The 17,761-nt window shown below is 34.4% G+C and carries 10 protein-coding genes and 1 pseudogene; 1 reads left to right on the forward strand and 10 read right to left on the reverse strand.

All coding sequences use genetic code 11. The features are described 5' to 3' along the window. Window positions 1-11 precede the first annotated feature (11 nt). From DMB68_RS04985 to DMB68_RS05015, 7 genes and pseudogenes are all read right to left on the reverse strand, one after another. Window positions 12-2,264 carry a TonB-dependent siderophore receptor gene (locus DMB68_RS04985; protein WP_110345535.1) on the reverse strand — a complete coding sequence of 751 codons (2,253 nt, stop codon included), beginning with the start codon at window positions 2,262-2,264 and terminating at the stop codon, window positions 12-14. A 225-nt stretch (window positions 2,265-2,489) separates the two neighbouring features. Continuing rightward, window positions 2,490-3,215 carry a DUF4198 domain-containing protein gene (locus DMB68_RS04990; protein ID WP_110345536.1) on the reverse strand — a complete coding sequence of 242 codons (726 nt, stop codon included), beginning with the start codon at window positions 3,213-3,215 and terminating at the stop codon, window positions 2,490-2,492. Between the two features lie 126 nt (window positions 3,216-3,341). After that, window positions 3,342-4,004, reverse strand: a pseudogene (locus DMB68_RS04995) (alpha/beta hydrolase); the annotation flags it as partial. A gap of 70 nt (window positions 4,005-4,074) precedes the next feature. Next, entirely contained in the window at window positions 4,075-6,531 is a 2,457-nt protein-coding gene (locus tag DMB68_RS05000) for a TonB-dependent receptor (RefSeq protein WP_110345538.1), read from the reverse strand. A 162-nt stretch (window positions 6,532-6,693) separates the two neighbouring features. Then, complete coding sequence (locus DMB68_RS05005) at window positions 6,694-9,081, reverse strand: TonB-dependent receptor (RefSeq protein ID WP_110345539.1); 2,388 nt, start codon at window positions 9,079-9,081, stop codon at window positions 6,694-6,696. Between the two features lie 57 nt (window positions 9,082-9,138). Continuing rightward, on the reverse strand, window positions 9,139-10,287 hold the full coding sequence (locus tag DMB68_RS05010; RefSeq protein WP_165830096.1) for a PepSY-associated TM helix domain-containing protein: 1,149 nt from the start codon (window positions 10,285-10,287) through the stop codon (window positions 9,139-9,141). Window positions 10,288-10,379: 92 nt separating this feature from the next. Further along, entirely contained in the window at window positions 10,380-12,710 is a 2,331-nt protein-coding gene (locus tag DMB68_RS05015; protein WP_110345541.1) for a TonB-dependent receptor, read from the reverse strand. 280 nt (window positions 12,711-12,990) lie between these two features. Between DMB68_RS05015 and DMB68_RS05020 the strand changes: the two genes are divergently transcribed. Then, on the forward strand, window positions 12,991-14,151 hold the full coding sequence (locus DMB68_RS05020) for an MFS transporter (protein WP_110345542.1): 1,161 nt from the start codon (window positions 12,991-12,993) through the stop codon (window positions 14,149-14,151). Between the two features lie 217 nt (window positions 14,152-14,368). Here the strand turns inward: DMB68_RS05020 and DMB68_RS05025 are convergent, their stop codons facing one another. From DMB68_RS05025 to DMB68_RS05035, 3 genes are all read right to left on the reverse strand, one after another. Further along, window positions 14,369-14,839: a hypothetical protein gene (locus tag DMB68_RS05025; RefSeq protein ID WP_110345543.1), complete on the reverse strand. Its 471-nt coding sequence runs from the start codon at window positions 14,837-14,839 to the stop codon at window positions 14,369-14,371. A 14-nt stretch (window positions 14,840-14,853) separates the two neighbouring features. Further along, window positions 14,854-15,330, reverse strand: a complete 477-nt coding sequence (locus DMB68_RS05030) for a DUF6265 family protein (RefSeq protein WP_110345544.1) — start codon at window positions 15,328-15,330, stop codon at window positions 14,854-14,856. Window positions 15,331-15,442: 112 nt separating this feature from the next. Further along, window positions 15,443-17,740: a DNA topoisomerase 3 gene (locus DMB68_RS05035; protein ID WP_110345545.1), complete on the reverse strand. Its 2,298-nt coding sequence runs from the start codon at window positions 17,738-17,740 to the stop codon at window positions 15,443-15,445. Window positions 17,741-17,761: the final 21 nt, after the last annotated feature.

Consider the following 17,761-nt stretch of genomic DNA (forward strand, 5'->3'; position numbering starts at 1 on the left):
CCAGATCTAGGTTATAATTTGTATTTCAGACTAACCATTACCTGACGAGGAGCAATTGGGTTTACACTGTAGTTTTCGTGTACGGTATAGTTCAGCTCATTTGTAATGTTTGATACTTTACATAAAACTGAGATTTTTTTCCAGTTATATCCTGCTGATACGTCAATTGTTGTATAACCTTCTAATGGAATTTCTCTATACCAGATTCCATCAGGATATTTTGTAAGATCAGTATTGTATTGGTTGTTCCATCCGCCAATTCTTTTTCCAATATAATTTCCTATTGCTCCAACAGAAACACCTTTTAAGATTCCCGACGGCAAAGTATAGAAGAAGCTTAAATTAGCCGTATTTTGCGGTGTTCTTGCTACTCTGTCCCCTTCAATGAAACTTCCATTTTTTCCTGATGTTTTTGTGTAACGCATATCATTATAGCTGTATCCTGCGATCACACTTAGACCGTCTAATGGTCTGGCAGTAATATCTACTTCAACACCTTTACTTTTTGTTTCTCCACTCATAACTTTAATATTAGTATCGGAATTTGGAGTAACACCATCTTGCATAAATGCCGCAGTTTGAACTAAATTGTCATTTGTAATTTGGTATACAGTTACGTTTGTACTTAAAAGTCCTTCAAAAAACTCTTTTTTAATACCCGCTTCATATTGATCAATAATGGAAGGGTCAAGTGGTTGGTTATTGAATGTGTTTCCTGTATTGGGAGTAAATGAATTAGAATAGCTGGCAAATAATGACATATCCTTTGTTGGTTGAAATACCAATCCTGCTTTAGGAGAAAAGGCATTGTCTAAACGTTTTGCAGCAACAGTTGGTATAGCATCTTGTGGATTTCCGGCCCCAGTAGCTGTTTCTTTGTATGTAGTAACTTCAGATTCCTGCCAAGACCAGCGAATACCTGCAAGAATTTTAATTTTTTCTGTTATTGATATTAAATCCTGAAAGTAGGCTCCAAAACGATTGGCATCTGTTTTTGTGATTTGAGTATTTCTTGCATTAGGAATATCTTTTTTTTGTGTTGAAGGATCAAAATCAAAAAGATAAATAGTGTCATAATTTGCTGGAGAGAATACAAAAGTATAAGCAGTAGTAAAAGAGTTTTCCCAATCAGCACCAGTAAAGATTTGATGCTTTACAGATCCGGTTGTGAAATTTCCTTGTAAGCTTAATTGATCTCCAACAATTTGTTCTAAGTTTTTAGCCTGAGTTAGTGCTCTATTCCAATAACCTGCAACAGGATATGTTTTGATATTATCTAAGTCAGACATTTGTGCTGTTGATTTTTGGGTTCTGTCATAATTTTGAAAAGACCCATTGAAATTTAATTTCCAGTTTTTGTTAAAGTCATGATTCAATAATACAGATGCACTGGCAGATTTAGTATTTCCGGTTGACCAAAGCGCACCAAAATAAGTATTACGAGGAATATCTAAAATAGTTTTTCCAATAATCCCGGTTCCAAAATCCGGAGTCCAGTCTGCAGTCAGGTAATCTCCCTGTACTGTAATCTGTGTTTTTGGATTAATGAAAAAAAGCAAAGACGGATTAACATACAAGCGTTCATTTTTTACTACATCCCTGAAGCTTTCTGAATTTTCATAAGAACTATTAATTCTAAAAGCGATTGACTTGCTAAGAGGTCCGTAAAAATCAATAGATGGTTTGTAGTAGGCATAACTTCCCATTTGCATTGAAATTTCACCGCCTCTTGTAAACGATGGTGTTTTGGTTACAAGGTTTAAAATTCCGCCAGGGGCAACATTACCAAATAATAAAGCTGAACCTCCTTTTAGAAACTCTACCTTGTCTAAGCCAGAAACATCAGGAATAGAACCTGCATTATAACGAAAACCATTTTTAAACATATTATTGGCAGACATATCATATCCTCTGGAGTAGAAAGATTCCTGAGCACCCCCACGGGCTGAGCTTACATAAACGCCATTTGCATTCTTAAGAACTTCACTTAATCTTATAGCCTGTTGTTGTTCGATAACTTCTGAACCAATAACTTGTACCGTTTGAGGATTATCCATTGGTTTCAATCCAGAACGAACAGCTGTGACAGGTTTTGGCTCTTTAGCTTTGGTAACAATTACTTCATTCAGAATTTCTCCCTTTTTGTTTTTTACAGTATCATTAATTGCAGAAGTTGTATCATCATCAGACTCTGAGCGATTTTGACTTTGACTATAAGTTGCAAAACTTATAAGAGATAAGGCAAGTAGTAATGTATTCTTCATGCTATTTATTTAGATTTAATAAAGATAATTTTTTGTGCAAATATAAATACACAACCATCTTTTAACAAAATATTTAGATGCATAATCTTGCTTAAAACTTTATTAAAATTGTCTTAAGATTTAATTAAGATTTTGTTTTCTTTATTTAAATCAGTTATAAATAGCGCCTAAAAAAAACCTTGCTTATTTAGCAAGGTTTAGTCAAATTCAAAAAATGGATATGAATTATTTTACAGCAATCAGATAAGTTGCCATTTTCCAGATTTCATCATATTTTTTTCCATTATGTTCACCTGAAGCCTTTTCAGTATAGGCAAACTCAACCATATAATTGCCTGGCCAGATGGGTGTAAAAGAAATTTCACCATTTTCATTGCTCCATAATTCTTTCTCCCATCCGTTTGGTGCAATAACTTTCATTTTTTGCTCTTTTGCAATTTTGCCGTCGTAAGAAGCAATTACATTTACTTTATTTTTTTGTTTTGCGGTCGTTACATCTTTAGAAAAAAGACTGATTACATTTGAATTTGCAGTTGATTCGTTTCCTTTAGTAGCAGCTCCAACGGTAACTGTAGCACTTGAGTTATAATCTAAAACCATTGTCCCGTAAACATCTTTTACTTTATGGTGCATTACAATTGTATAAACACCATCCTCATCAGGTGTAAAAAATGCCTGATATTTATTTTCTAATGCTTTGGTCGTTAACTTCGTTTCTTTTTTTGACGGAGAAACTAATACAAGAGTAAAGTCTTTTAAGTCTGAAAACCATTTCTCTGATTTTGTAATATCATTGTCTGAGAATTCCCCAAAGTAAACAGATATTTCCTGAGCCTTACCTTTTGTCCCAGTAGCTTTTGTTTCGATCCATAAGGCGTGGGCAAATAGTGAAGGTGTCGTTACCAGCATTAGCAATAAGAAAGCTAATTTTTTTAGTGAATTTGATTTCATAGTACAATTTGTTTTATGTTGTAGAATTTATATTTCTACAAACTTAAGCCTTATTTAGAATAATTAAAAACAATTAACTATTTTAATTCGGTTAACTTTTTTTGCATTTGGTCAGCCAATACTTTATTACCGGATTTTATGTATGCTTTCTAAAGAGGAATATATATTTTTACTCTGGGGATAAAATTTGTTCGCTAATGTAAAAAACGAAATGGCCTGTTCAGTTTTGTCGTTTTGTAAACAATAATTCCCCATCCAGTCCAGATAACTTTCTGTTGGAAGAAAGCTAAAACCAGTATCTTTTGAAAGTTTTTGATACTGTTCTTTAACAAGATCGGGATTTTGTATAGCCTGCTTTACCTGAACCAAATGTTCTTTAAAAATGAATCGTAAGCCATCATATTCTGCCGGAATAGGAATCGTTCCATGATCTTCATTATCATAAAATTTAAATGCCCATCGCAGGTTTTTAGTTTTTTTTTCTTTTAATAGTTTTTCAAATCTCCTGATTCCTCTGGCCATATCCGTTGTAGTATCTTGCGGGATACTAATTTTATTTGCTATTGCAACATAAATATTTCTGTTTTCAACATCTTTTTTGTTGAAAACAGAATCTGCTTTTTTGATCATAATTTCATTATCCCACCAAAGACTCGGGTCAATAATAACATAAGAGTTGAGCAATTTTGTGTGATGTAGTAAAATATTGGTTGCAGTTAATCCTCCAAAAGAATGTCCGTTTAATATATTATATCCTGAGGTTCTGTAATTTTTATCGATATGCGGCCTAAGTTCATTTCTACCAAGTAAACTTAAAAATTAAAGGGAACCAATTTAAATCAGTTCCCTTTATATTCTCTTAAAATTTATAGCTAAAACTGGCTACAACATTTCGTGGTTTCTGAGGATTTACAGTTCCCCATCCGCCATTAAAATATTCCTTGTTGGTAATATTATTAATGTTTAGTGCTACTCTGAATTTGTTTGTACCGTAAAAAACAGATCCATTAATAACGGTGTAGAAGGGTAGTACAAATTTGCCAAGTTTATCACTGTTTACGACAGCATTTTCGCTGGCATAATTTCCGCCAAAACCTAAACCAAAATCTTTCAGGGCTCCATCAGTAAATTTATAGTTTGCCCAAAAGTTAACTAAACTTTCCGGTCCTGACCACATTGGTCTTTTTCCTTCTTCCAGCCAGACATTATTCAGACCGCCTTTTGTTATTTTACTGTCGTTATAGCTGTATCCCGCAATAATGTTTAAGCCTTTTACAGGAGAAGCATTAAGATCAAACTCAAAACCTTTGCTTCGTGCAGTACCTTCCTGTCTACTGTTTAAAGGAATATTTGGGTCGGTTGTAACCAAATTATCGACTTCTATATTATAATAGCTTACAGTTGCATTTAATTTCTCGTCAAGAAGATTCGCCTTAACACCAAATTCAAGCTGATTGGCGTGTTCCGGTTTAAAGGTTGCAGTTCCAGTTACATCTCCGTTGGTGTTATATGTTTTTTTGGGAGAAATGTTTTTAAAGCCATTCATATAATTGGCAAATAGAGCAAGCTTGTCTATGACAGGTTGATAGACCAAACCGAATTTAGGAGATAAAGAAGTTTGGTTATAATTATCACTATCCGTTTTTGTATCTCCTTCTGTATCAAAATAATCAACTCGTAAACTCGCCATCGCCATTAAACCTGGAAGAATATTTACAACATCAGATGCATATACACTGTATGTTGCCTCCTTGTTATTGTAGATTATGGATCCCGATTTTGCCAGCACCGCATCTACAGAACTGCGGGTTGGGTAAGTTGGCGGGTCCACAGTTCCGGTATAAGGATTGAGATAATTTACATCTCCCTGGGGAGTAGTATTATAAAGCCAGGCATAACCTGAACCGCCATATGTTACTTCCTGTGCAAAATAGTCAAGTCCGGCAACAATTCGGTTACGGATGTTGCCTATTTTAAAATCACCAATAAAGTTTTGTTGAATATCTGTGGTTACTGTTTGTGATTGCTCTTTGGTAATATTTACGGCAAATTCACCTAATCCATTTTCATTATCAGGCATGTACGAATAGTATCCGTCTGATTTTGCAGAACTTCTTGATAAGGCTGTTTGAGAAGTCCACTGATCAGAAATTTTATAATTCATTTGAGCCTGCAAATTAAACTTAGGGTTTTTTATAGATAAATCATTACCATAAAAAGAGAGTTTAGTATTGTAGTTTAATTCTTCTAAATTGGCAAATTGCAAAGGGGAGCTTCTGCCTAAAAATAACATTGGAGGTACTGCTCTTTCTTCCTGCATAAATTCGGTATTGATCAGGAAAGATAATTTTTCGCTGACCTTATAGGACAGTACAGGGGCTAAAAAATAAGATGTACGGAAACCGGCATCCTGAAAACTGTTTTCTGTCTGATAGGCTGCATTGACTCTTATAGCTACATTATCAGATTCATCTACATTGGTATTTACATCAGCAGTAACTCTGTTAAGACCAAAACTTCCGGTAAGATAAGAAACTTCTGCACCAAAACCTGAATAAGGTTTTTTAGTCACTGTATTGATAAGTCCTCCGTAACTAATCAAACTGCTCCCGAATAAAGTTCCTGATGGCCCTTTTATAACTTCTATTCGTTCAATGTTAGAAGGATCTAAACTCCCGTTTGTTAATCCGGGAAGTCCATTTACGATATTGGCCTGGGTTTGAAAACCGCGTATTGCATAAAAGGAGCTTCCGCCGCCACTACGACCTGTAGACTCCCATAATTTTTGAATTCCGGGAATATTTTTTATAGCATCATCAAAATTAGTTATAGCTTGTTCTTTTAGTAAATCAGCTGTAACTACATTATAAACTTGTGGATTTTCGATGTTTTTCAGAGGCATTTTAGAAACATAATTACTTTGTTTCGGGAAAAGTTTTGCTCTGTTGTTATTGTATATGGTTACTTCCTGTAATTGCTTGTTGGAAACTTTTAATTGCAGGTTAAGTTTTGTTGTTTCATTGCCATTTACTTTTACCTCTTGTTCAAGGGCTTCGTAACCGGTTAGAGATATTTGTAAAACGTAGTCGTTGCTTTTTAGGCGGTTTAGTTCAAAATTTCCATCTTGATTAGTGACTGTATTATATTTAGTGTTTTTGAGAATGACGTTTACACCGGCTGCAGGTTCACCATCTGATGTAGTTATGGATCCTTTTAGTTTACCATTGGTTTGAGCCAGTGTATTTGTGGTGGTTAAAATTAGAAATAAGCAAATTATAAAAATAAAATGCTGTGGTCTTAGGTTAAGATAATTCATTTGTATTGGGTGGTATTTGAATTTTTGCAAATCTAAAAATTTATTGATAGCAAAATGTAATTATCGTCACTGTGTAGATGATTTTATGAAAATATGTTTAATTAACAAAAAATACCTCTTAAGAAGAGGTATTTTGTTAAATAAATGAGTTAAAAAGAATGTTTAGAATTTGTATGTAAAACCTACTGTAATATTTTTCAACATTTGTGGTGTACCTGTTCCTACAATATAGTATTGCTCATTGGTAATATTATTGAGCTTAAGGTTTAGAATATATTTTTGAGCACTGTAAAATATAGATGCGTTTGCTACTGTATAACCGTTGAATATAAAAGTATTGGTTGTGTTGTACCAGGAGTCACTTACGTAATTTCCTCCTGCACCAAGGCCCAGGCCACTTAATTTGCCATTCATTATTTTGTAGCTAATCCAAAGGTTGGCAATATTTTTAGGTGCAAATGTTGAAAATTTACCCTGAAGAGCTGTTGAATTTTTAGTGTATATGTTTTCGTTAAACCCATAACCGGCAACAATGTTTAGTCCGGCGATAGGATTGGCAATTATGTCTGCTTCAAATCCTTTACTGCGTTGTGTTCCATTTTGTATTGTATAGGCGGCGTTTGCAGGATCAGCATAGGTAGCATTTGTTACCTGAATATCATAGTAGCTTAATGTACTACTCAATTTTCCGTTAAATAAATTTAATTTTAAACCTCCTTCTAATTGATTAGCCTGTTGTGGTTTTAGTACAGTTATATTTCCACTTGGTCCGGTAGGAGCAGGAGCAACATTTATAAAGCCATTATTGTAATTTGTAAAAAGTGATATTTTGTCTTTCAATACTTCATAAACGATACCTAATTTTGGTGAGAATTGGGTTTGGTTGTAATTACCGGTTGTCAAACCTGTATTTTGTGAATAGACACCACTATTTATTGCTCGTGTAATTCTCAGACTTGCCATTACATTCAAGTTATTTGTAATGTTTAGTACGTCTGAAACATAAGCACTATATTGATCTAATTTAGAACTTCTATAATTATATGTTAATAATGAATTTGCAGCCTCTATCTTGGCCTGACTAATTTCAGGAATAGGTTTGGTTAAATCTACGGTATCTTTATATCCGTCTGATAATACTGTAGGGCGATTCAATCCATAGTAATATTGAGACCAATCAATACCTGCTATAATGCGATTTCTAAGGTTACCTATTTTAAAATCGCCAACAAAGTTTTGTTGCAGTTGCATTTGACCAAATTTATTGTCCGGTATCCATAATGCAACCTGTCTGTTAACACTAGTGTTGCTTGTAAAAGTAGCAACAGAATACAGATATTGTTTTGGATAATGTCCTTCAGAAAACATATAACTGGTTTGTGAAGTCCATTCATCCGAGATTTTATAATCTGCTGTAGCATTTACATTATTCATAAAATTACGATTGGCAAGTCCGTTGCTGCTTAAACTTTTGTCGTAAGGAAGCAAATCTTTTAAGCTTTTTGCGGTAACTCCGGCACCAATGTTATAAACATAAGTTGCGTTGTATTTTTGACTTACAATTTCGGCATCAATATTTAAAGTAAGATCCGGGCTAACTTTGAAAGTCAATTTTGGAGAAAAAGAATAGCTGTTTGCCCAAAGTGCACCATCACCATTTGCATAACCATTTCTTGTTTGATAAGAAGCCGTTGCCCTAAACAATAGTGTTTTTTCTTTATCGAGAGGCGCATTTACATCTGCTGTCAGGCGGTTTAGTTGATAAGTTCCCGTTGTATAAGATATTTCACCTCCAATAGTTTCGTATGGCTTTTTTGTAACATAGTTAAGAACCCCTCCTAAACTGGTAGAAATATTGCTAAACAAAGTACCAACAGGTCCTTTTATAGCTTCAATACGTTCAATATTAATAGGATCTTCTGGTCCAATTGCAGCTGAATTCATACCGTTTCTAAGTGATTGATAACTGGTAAATCCTCTGGATACAATACCTACGCTGCCACCTCCGGCTGCTCCGGGTATAGCTCCAGGTATATTTCTATGGGCTTGTGACATATCTGTGACTAACTGTTCTTTTATCAAATCTTTACTAACCGTGTTGTAAACTTGTGAGTTTTCTAAATTTTTTAAAGGCAGTCGCGATACATAAGTGGTTTCCCGATCTGCAAATTTATTTGCCTTCCCATTATTGATTACAACCTCTTTCAATTCTTTATTAGAAACTTTTAATTGAAGATTTAATGATGTTGTTTCGTTTTCAGAAACACTTACTTCCTGTTCTAAAGTTTCATAACCTGTCAATGAAACTTGTAACGTATAAGTATTTGGCTTGATCCTGTTAAATTCAAACACACCATCTTCATTGGTAATAGTGCCGTATTTGGAATTTTTAAGAATAATATTTACACCTGCTGCAGCATCTCCGTCAGATGTTGTAACAGTTCCCTTTATTTTTCCATGATTTTGCTGGGCAACAGCACTAAAAGAAAAAAGTAAGAATGAATAAATTGTGACTAAAAAACATAGAATTCGTTTATTAGAATTTTTCATATTATTTTAATTGGTTAATAATTCAGTATAAAATTTTATTCTGCTCTAAATATTTAATTAAGCAGGTGTTTTCTTTTTCTTATTATTTCGTCCCCACCAGATGTAGAATCCGGTTATAGGTAGACTGGCACAAACCAGGCTAATTAAAAAAGCAAATACTTTACCTGGAAATCCGAGAATGCTTCCTACATGAATGCCATAATTCATGCCTCTGAATTTTTGTCCGGTACTCTTATCATTATAAGTTATAGTTTGAAGAGTTTTGGCCGTATGCTGATCAAACTGAATGGTTACATTATCAAAACTACTTTCGTATCCGGCGAATGTAAAAAGGGCAGCCAAAGAATCGTTGGCTTTGGGAACAGAGATATAATAACGTTTTGCCTTTGGATGCAGTTGCTTAATTGTATTATATACTTTATCGACAGGTTTTACAAGAGTATAATGAGTTGTATCAGACTCAACGACTTCTCTTTCAATCGTTTTTCCGCCGTTAAGAGCCCATTGTATTCCTTTATCGTAGCAATCAAATGCCCAGATTAATCCGGTAAGCGCAATGATTAATCCAAAAAGCATAGTGTAAAAACCTAATATATTATGCAAATCATAATTTTTACGTTTCCATTTGGTCGTATCTTTCCATCGAAACCAGTAGCGTTGTTTAGCTGCGCTTTTATTTTTTGGCCACCAAAGAATCAAACCAGTAATTAGGGAAATAATAAATATAATGGTAGCCGTACCCACAATTGGATCTCCAATGTCACTTCTTAGACAAAGTGTCTGGTGAAGTCTTCGTACGAAAACAAAGAATTCAAAATTAGATTCTTCCAGTTTTTTGACACTTCCGGTATAGGGATCTAAATATACTTCGGTAGCCTGATAATTATTCCAATACCAAATTGCATCTTTATCGAGTTCTTCAAAAAATGATACGGATGCAGTACGCTGTTCATCATTATAGGTTTCAAATCCCGAAAGTATTTGTTGAGGCTTATCTTTATTAGCCTCTTTTGCAATTTGGATTAATTGACTGACAGGCAGTTTTTTGTCTTTTACCTGATCTACATAATAATATTCATGAACTACAGGACGTAATTCTTCTTCAAAAGAGTACAAACAGCCTGTAATTCCGAGTATAACGACTATGATGCCAGAACTCATGCCTAACCATAAATGTATTTTTAGTATAATTTGTTTAAAAGTCATATTCATTAATTCTATAACAGCTTAAATGAAACTTTACTATTATAAAAACACTTCTCCTTATATTTAGGAGAAGTGTTTTTGTTGTAATTAATTTAAAATTTGAAAGTTACACTAACCAGCAAGTTTGTTGGCGATTGAGAGTTTGCATAGGTATCCCAATATTTTTTGTTGGTAAGGTTATTTAATTTAACGCCAACTCTCCAGGTTGGTTGGTCATAAAATAAAGTAGCATTGTAAACCGTATAAGACGGAATATAAACAATATTATCAGTTGTAATATAATTGTCATCTACATAATTAGCCCCAAAACCGACACCCAATCCTTTGAGTTTATTTTGGAATGTATAAGAAGTCCAAAAATTTACGACGTTTTCAGGAGAGGAAGCGGCTTTATTCCCTTCAATTGCTTTACTATTTTCACTCGTTTTAACTATTCTATTGTCATTATAAGCATATCCGGAAACAATATTTAAACCCGGGATTGGGTATGCGATCAATTCAAAATCCAATCCTTTGCTTACCTGAACTCCATCCTGAACATAATTTCCATCTGCATCTGTTCGTGTCACATTGTCAATTGTAATATCGTAATAGCTAAGAGATGCGCTCAATTTATTGTTAAAGGCTTCTGCTTTTATACCTCCTTCGTATTGTACAGCGTAAGTAGGATCTAAGACTAATAATCCTCCATTATTGGGTTGTTGTACTGGTTGGTTATTTTGGAATCCGTTCATGTAATTTCCAAATATTGAAACCTGATCTTTAACTAATTCATACACCAATCCTAATTTAGGGGCTAATGCTGTTTGGTGAAATCCTTCTGTAGTACCAATTTTTGCACGTTCAAAGTTGTCTAAACGTAAGCTTAACATAGCAGATAGTCTGTCAGTAAAGTTGATTACATCAGAAGCATAAACACTAAAAGTTTCCTGATCAGCAACTGGCCATATTATTTGAGGAACAACAGCATCAACGGCTTTTTTTCTAATAGGAGTGAAATTTGTTGTTACATCAATTGGAGCAAAAAACGGTGTGGTACCATATGTGAAGTTGCTTTTGAATAATCGATAATTTGCACCAGCTAAAAATTTGTGTTTTATAATACCTGTTGCAAACTGGCCATTGATGTTTTCCTGAATGTTTATATAGTTGTTGTATATTGGGCCATAAAGGGATACTCTTGTCACAGCTTCGGTTGGTGAATTCCAAGCGATATTGGTCTGATAACTGCGTTCTACATTTTCATCAACGTAAGAAAAAAGAGTAGTAGATTTCCAGTTCTCTGCGATTTCATATTCTGCCTGTGCGAAAACTTTTGTTGCTGAAGTTTTGGCATCTAAATCATCGTGGAATAACGTTTTTTTATAGTCTAATTTTACTTGTTCTATACTTGTTATTCCTGCCGCATACGTGCCATTATAGGTACGTCTGGTGTTATTTACATTAAATAATTCTGCATCTATTGTAAAGTGGAGTTTATCATTTGCTTTATAGATAAAACTTGGAGAAATAGCAAGAGTGTTGTTGAATCCATAGTCTAAAAAACTTTTTTCTCTATTTACGGCTATGTTAATCCTGAATAATGCTGTTTTGTCTTTGTTTAAAGGAGTGTTCACATCTGCAGTAAGACGATTTAAACCAAAACTTCCTGCTGTGTAGGATATTTCGCTTGCTGTAGTTTCAAAAGGTTTTTTAGTAACCAGATTCACTACTCCTCCAAAAGAAGAAATTGAAGAACCAAACAAAGTTCCGGATGGACCTTTCATAATCTCAATTCTTTCTACGTTTGAAAGATCAACAGATGAGCGGCCTGTTACTGTTTCCATACCATTACGAGCATTAATACCTGTGGTGAATCCTCGGAAACTAACTCCAAATCCGCCTGAAGGATAACTGGCTGGTATAACTCCCGGAGAATTTCGTACCGCATTGTTGATGTCAATAATAATCTGCTCTTGTAAAATCTCTTTATGAATTACACTATAAACCTGTGGGTTTTCAAGATTAGATATTGGCATTCTTGCTACATAATCTGTCTTTTTAGATAATATGCTCTTTTTGCCACTTATCACAACTTCCTGCAGTTCCTTATTCGAAACTTTTAGTTGCAGGTTCAGTGATGTTGTTTCATTTTCAGAAACATTTACTTCCTGTTCTAAAGTTTCGTAACCGGTCAAAGAAACCTGTAAAGTATAAGTATTTGCTTTTACTCTGTTGAATTCAAAAACACCATCTTCATTGGAGATTGTTCCATATTTGGAGTTTTTAAGAATGACATTTACGCCTGCAGCTGCATCTCCGTCAGAGGTTATAATTGTGCCTTTAATTTTCCCGTTGTTTTGTTGTGAAAACAGGATAAGAACAGAAAATAGCATGGTCATTGAAAATAGAAAACGCAGCGTTTTCAGTTTTGGATACTTCATTATGTTTAAATTTGGTTAAGGAATTATTTTTATTTAGAATTAATAAAAACAGTGCAAATGTAAAAATTAATCTTTCTTTAACAAATATTATTTAGATTGATTATATATAATTTGTAAGTCTTTGCAAAAAAGGAAGAAAAAATAAAGGATGTATATTTTTTAGTATAAAATATTATGCATTTCATTGTTTTGCTGTTTTGGGGAATTTTAGAAAAGTTTAAAAACGGAAGTTGGTTTTAAAATCCTTAATTTTGCACAACATTAAATTGACAAGAACTCCATGATTATTCCCTTTCTAAAAAAAATACAGAACACTCCCAAAGGATTTAGAGTAGCCAATACAGTATTTTTTTTCGTTTCGGGATTTGGATATTCTTCATGGGTATCCCGAATTCCGCATATTCAGGCTCAGTTGCATTTGTCAGAAGCTCAGTTTGGAGCTGTTTTATTTGCATTCCCAATCGGTTTAATGCTGACAATGCCTTTTACGGGAAAGTTATTGAACAAACATAGCAGCCGTTATATCATGCTTTTAGGGGCGATTATGTTTAATATTGTATTGTCTTTACCTGGTTTAGTTGCTTTTGTGTGGCAGCTTGTTTTGGTACTCTTAATTTTTGGCGCCTCCCGGAATATTTTCAATTTATCGATTAATGCCCAATCGCTTGAGGTCCAGAAATTATATCCAAAATCAATTATAACCCGTTTTCATGCGGTTTGGAGTATCGCTGTTTTCTCCGGAGCAGGTTTAGGATATATAATGGTGACACAGCACATTGCGCCATCTCATCATTTATTGGGAGTGAGTGTTTTTATGCTGGCTCTTACGGCTTGTTTTTATCCATTGAGTATACATAATGAGCCTGTTCCGGTTAAAAAGAAATTCTTTGCCATGCCGGAAAAAAACCTGGTAAAATTTGCAGTGATTTGTTTCGTTTCCATGGCCTGTGAAAATACCATGTACGACTGGAGCGGAATTTATTTTGAAAATATATTAAAGGCTTCTCCTAAATTAACCAGTGCTGCATTTGTATTTTTTGCAACAGCCGTAACTTTAGGTCGAATATTTGGAGATTATGGTGTAACGAAATTCGGAACCAAAAAGATTCTGCTTTACAGCGGAATATTAATTACTGTAGGTTTTGGAATTTGTTTTGTCCTGCCATATGCTTATCCGACTATTTTCGGTTATGTTTTAATCGGGGCCGGGGTTTCGTGTGTAGTGCCGTTAGTCTTTAGTATTGCCGGAAGATCATCAAAATTGAATAGCGGTTCAGCGATAACTTCTATATCTACAATTGGTTACCTCGGATTTTTGCTGGTTCCACCAATGGTGGGATTTATATCCGAATATTTAAGTATGAAATGGGCGTTTTTGATTATGGCGCTTTTGGGAATTCTGATGATTTTTATGGTGAATAAGATAGGGGAGAATGAGTAGATTTTTGTAAAGGAGGTCTAAGGTTCTGAGTTTTTTAACCGCAAAGTTCGCAAAGGTTAGCTCTAAGCACGCTGGATTTCTTTCTTGATTTCCAATCTTTATTTATAATCAGAGTCACTTAGTATAAGAATTCCGTAGAAATATCAATAATATCGTAGAAACGGATTTTAATCCGTTGACAATTGTATCGTTTCAGATAAAGCTTCGGAAGAACGAATCATTTTCTTTTTTTATTTTCGAAAACACCCAACATTTCGCTTAGCAATTTAAACTCTTGATTTGTAATCCTGTTTTCTTGTTCAGCAGAAACAATTACATCAGTTATATAATCAAATTCGATAATGCTTTTAATTGTACCTCGTTTTAAAATTTTACTTAGTTTATCTTTACGGCTATAATCAAGATTTTGATTTTTTATTTCCTTCCAGAAATATTCTACAAAATCTCCAGAGCCTTCATTGAATATTGTGAGTACACCTTCAATACTATACTTTAATGAAGCCAGACTTTTATATTGCGGTTTTGGGTCAAGAGCATTTTCTTTCCATTCAATATAGCAATTTTGAAAACGAAGCACTGTTTTTTTATCCCAAATGGCTGGAGGAAATTTTTTTAAAGCTTCAATTGCAATGTCGCACGCCTTAGAGAGTTTTAATGCTTCAGTTTCGTAATTTTTTCTAAAATTCATCACTAAAACCTTGATTACTTCTTAGTCATAATAAACTTCTCCGTAGTTTGCTTCCCATTCAAATTACCAGAAATTTCAGCAGTCAATGTATTATTAGCACCCTTTATATAAGTAATTTTTTGAGGATAGTCGTGTTTTAGGTTTTCAAAAACCAATTTATTTTCTGTTTCTGATGTTGAAGGAAAAGATACAGGTTTGCCTTCATTTTGACCTTTTACAGTAGCAATATATGTTAATGCTTCACCTTTTTGTGCTAAAACAATGCTTTCAAAATGTATAGTGTCTGCTTCTTTAATAAAATAAGAAGCAGCACTAAAAGTACTGTCGTTTACTTTTTCCCAGTTTTCGGTTAAAACGCCATCTGGTGAAGTATTTTCCCATTTTCCGATTAACCAGTCTGCTTTTTTGATTTTGTCTTTTTCAACGGTTTCTTTTTTCTGGCAGGAAAGAAATGTTAATACAAGTGCTAAAAGAGTAATTTTTTGAAACATATGTTTAGTTATTTAGTGTTGAATAGAAGTACTAAAGTATGAAAAAATAAAATTAGATAATTAGAAAACCGGATAATTAGATAATGTGAGTCTTAACTCATAACTTTTCCAATTAACCACAAAGAATTGAATAGACAAGTTCCTTTGTCGGTTTTTGATCTTTTAATTTTTCCCGAACTTCATCGAAAGTGACTTTAAAATCACAACCCGATTTATATTCTGTACAGCCATAAGCGGTTTTGCCTTTTAAGATTGTTCCTTTTTTACATTTCGGACAAACTAAAGCATCAGGAGCTTCTTGTTTTGATTTTTTTGCTTCAGTTTTTTTGAGTTCTAATTTCAGTTTGTAATTTTCCTCAAAACGAATCAAACCTTCAACAGTTCCGGAATCGGTTTTAAAGCCTTTTATATTTACAGTTGAACCTTTTTGAACCAATCGTAAATATTGGCTTTCCGTAATTTTTTTATCCTGAAAAACAAAGGGCAAAACGAAATCACAGCCCAATTTATATTCACTGCATCCAAAAGCTGATTTTCCCTTAATCAGATTTCCTTTTTGGCACTTCGGACATGTTTCTGCTAAAATTCCTGCTGAATTCTTTTTTTCTGGTTTTACAACTGGTTTTTCAATCGTTGCTGCATGCGAAATATTAGCATGTCTGGTTTCACTTCTTACTTCTGTAACCAAAGCTTCCACCATTCTTTTCATGTTTTTAATAAAGGCTCCGGCGGTATAAGTTCCTTTTTCAATGTCTTTCAACTGTTTTTCCCAGGAACCCGTAAGCTCAGCCGATTTGATTAATTCATTCTGAATCGTATCAATCAACTGAATTCCTGTTGGAGTTGGCAGAACCTGTTTTTTATTTCGAACAATATACTGACGCTTAAAAAGCGTTTCAATAATATTAGCACGAGTAGACGGACGTCCGATTCCGTTTTCTTTCATTAATTCACGCAAATCTTCGTCATCGACCTGTTTTCCTGCAGTTTCCATGGCACGCAGTAAAGTTGCTTCGGTAAACTGATTGGGTGGTTTGGTTTCTTTTTGAAGAAATGATGGTTCATGCGGTCCTTTTTCGCCAACCACAAAACCCGGTAATAAATCAGGCTCTTTTTCTTTGGCATTAGGATCTTCAAAAACCACACGAAAACCCTTTTTGATAATCTGTTTTCCTGTTGCCTTAAAAGTCACATCGGCTGCTTTTCCAATTACAGTAGTATTGGCAACCAGACAGTCATCATAAAAAACGGCAATAAAACGTCTTGTAATAATATCGTAAACCTGCTGTTGATTGTATTGCAGATTATTCTGAACTCCGGTCGGAATAATAGCGTGGTGATCAGTAACTTTTTTATCATTAAAAACCTTTGGTGATTTCTTGATTTTTTTTGCTAAAACAGGCTGGGTAAGTTCTGCATAATTGGTTAATTTTTGCAGAATCCCAGATACTTTCGGATAAATATCATTGGGTAAGAAAGTCGTATCAACTCTGGGATACGTAATTACTTTTTGTTCGTATAGTGTCTGTGCAATTTTAAGTGTTTCTTCTGCCGAAAATCCGAATTTCTGGTTGCAATATACTTGTAATCCTGTTAAGTCAAAGAGTTTTGGAGCGTATTCATTTCCGTTTTTTTTATCAACTGAAACAATTTCGAACTCACTTTCTTTAACTTTTTCAGCCAGAATTTCTCCATCTTCTTTTTTCAGGAATCGGCCGTCTTCATAACTAAAAAGTGTTTCTCTGTATAAAGTTTGCAATTCCCAATAGGGCTGAGGCTTAAAGTTTTCGATTTCCTTATATCGGTCTACAACCATTGCAAGCGTTGGTGTTTGCACACGTCCTATTGATAAAACTTGTTTGTAACCGCCATGTTTTACAGTATACAAACGCGTTGCATTCATGCCGAGCAGCCAGTCGCCAATTGCTCTTGAAAAACCGGCGTAGAATAAATTGTCGTAATTTTCAGAAGGTTTTAAGTTGTCAAAACCTTCTTTTATGGCTTCGGTGGTTAGGGACGATATCCACAAACGTTGCACCTCGCCCTTGTAATGCGCTTCGTTCATCACCCAGCGCTGAATCAATTCTCCTTCCTGACCGGCATCCCCGCAGTTGATGACCACTTCGGCTTTGTCGAATAAACTTTTTATGATTTTAAACTGCTTTTCGATACCTGAATTCTGAACCACTTTGGTCTCAAACTTTTCAGGGAGCATAGGCAGATTGTTCAGATCCCAGCTTTTCCAGTGAGGCTTGTAATCGTTGGGCTCTTTTAAGGTACATAAATGCCCAAAAGTATAGGTTACAGCGTAACCATTGCCTTCGTAATAGCCATCGTGTTTGTTGTTGGCTCCCAAAACAGAGGCAATTTCTCTTGCTACACTAGGTTTTTCGGCAATACAGACCTTCATTTTCTCTTTATATTTGAAAGC

The organism is Flavobacterium hydrophilum (genome assembly GCF_003202405.1).
Taxonomy (GTDB): Bacteria; Bacteroidota; Bacteroidia; order Flavobacteriales; family Flavobacteriaceae; genus Flavobacterium; species Flavobacterium hydrophilum.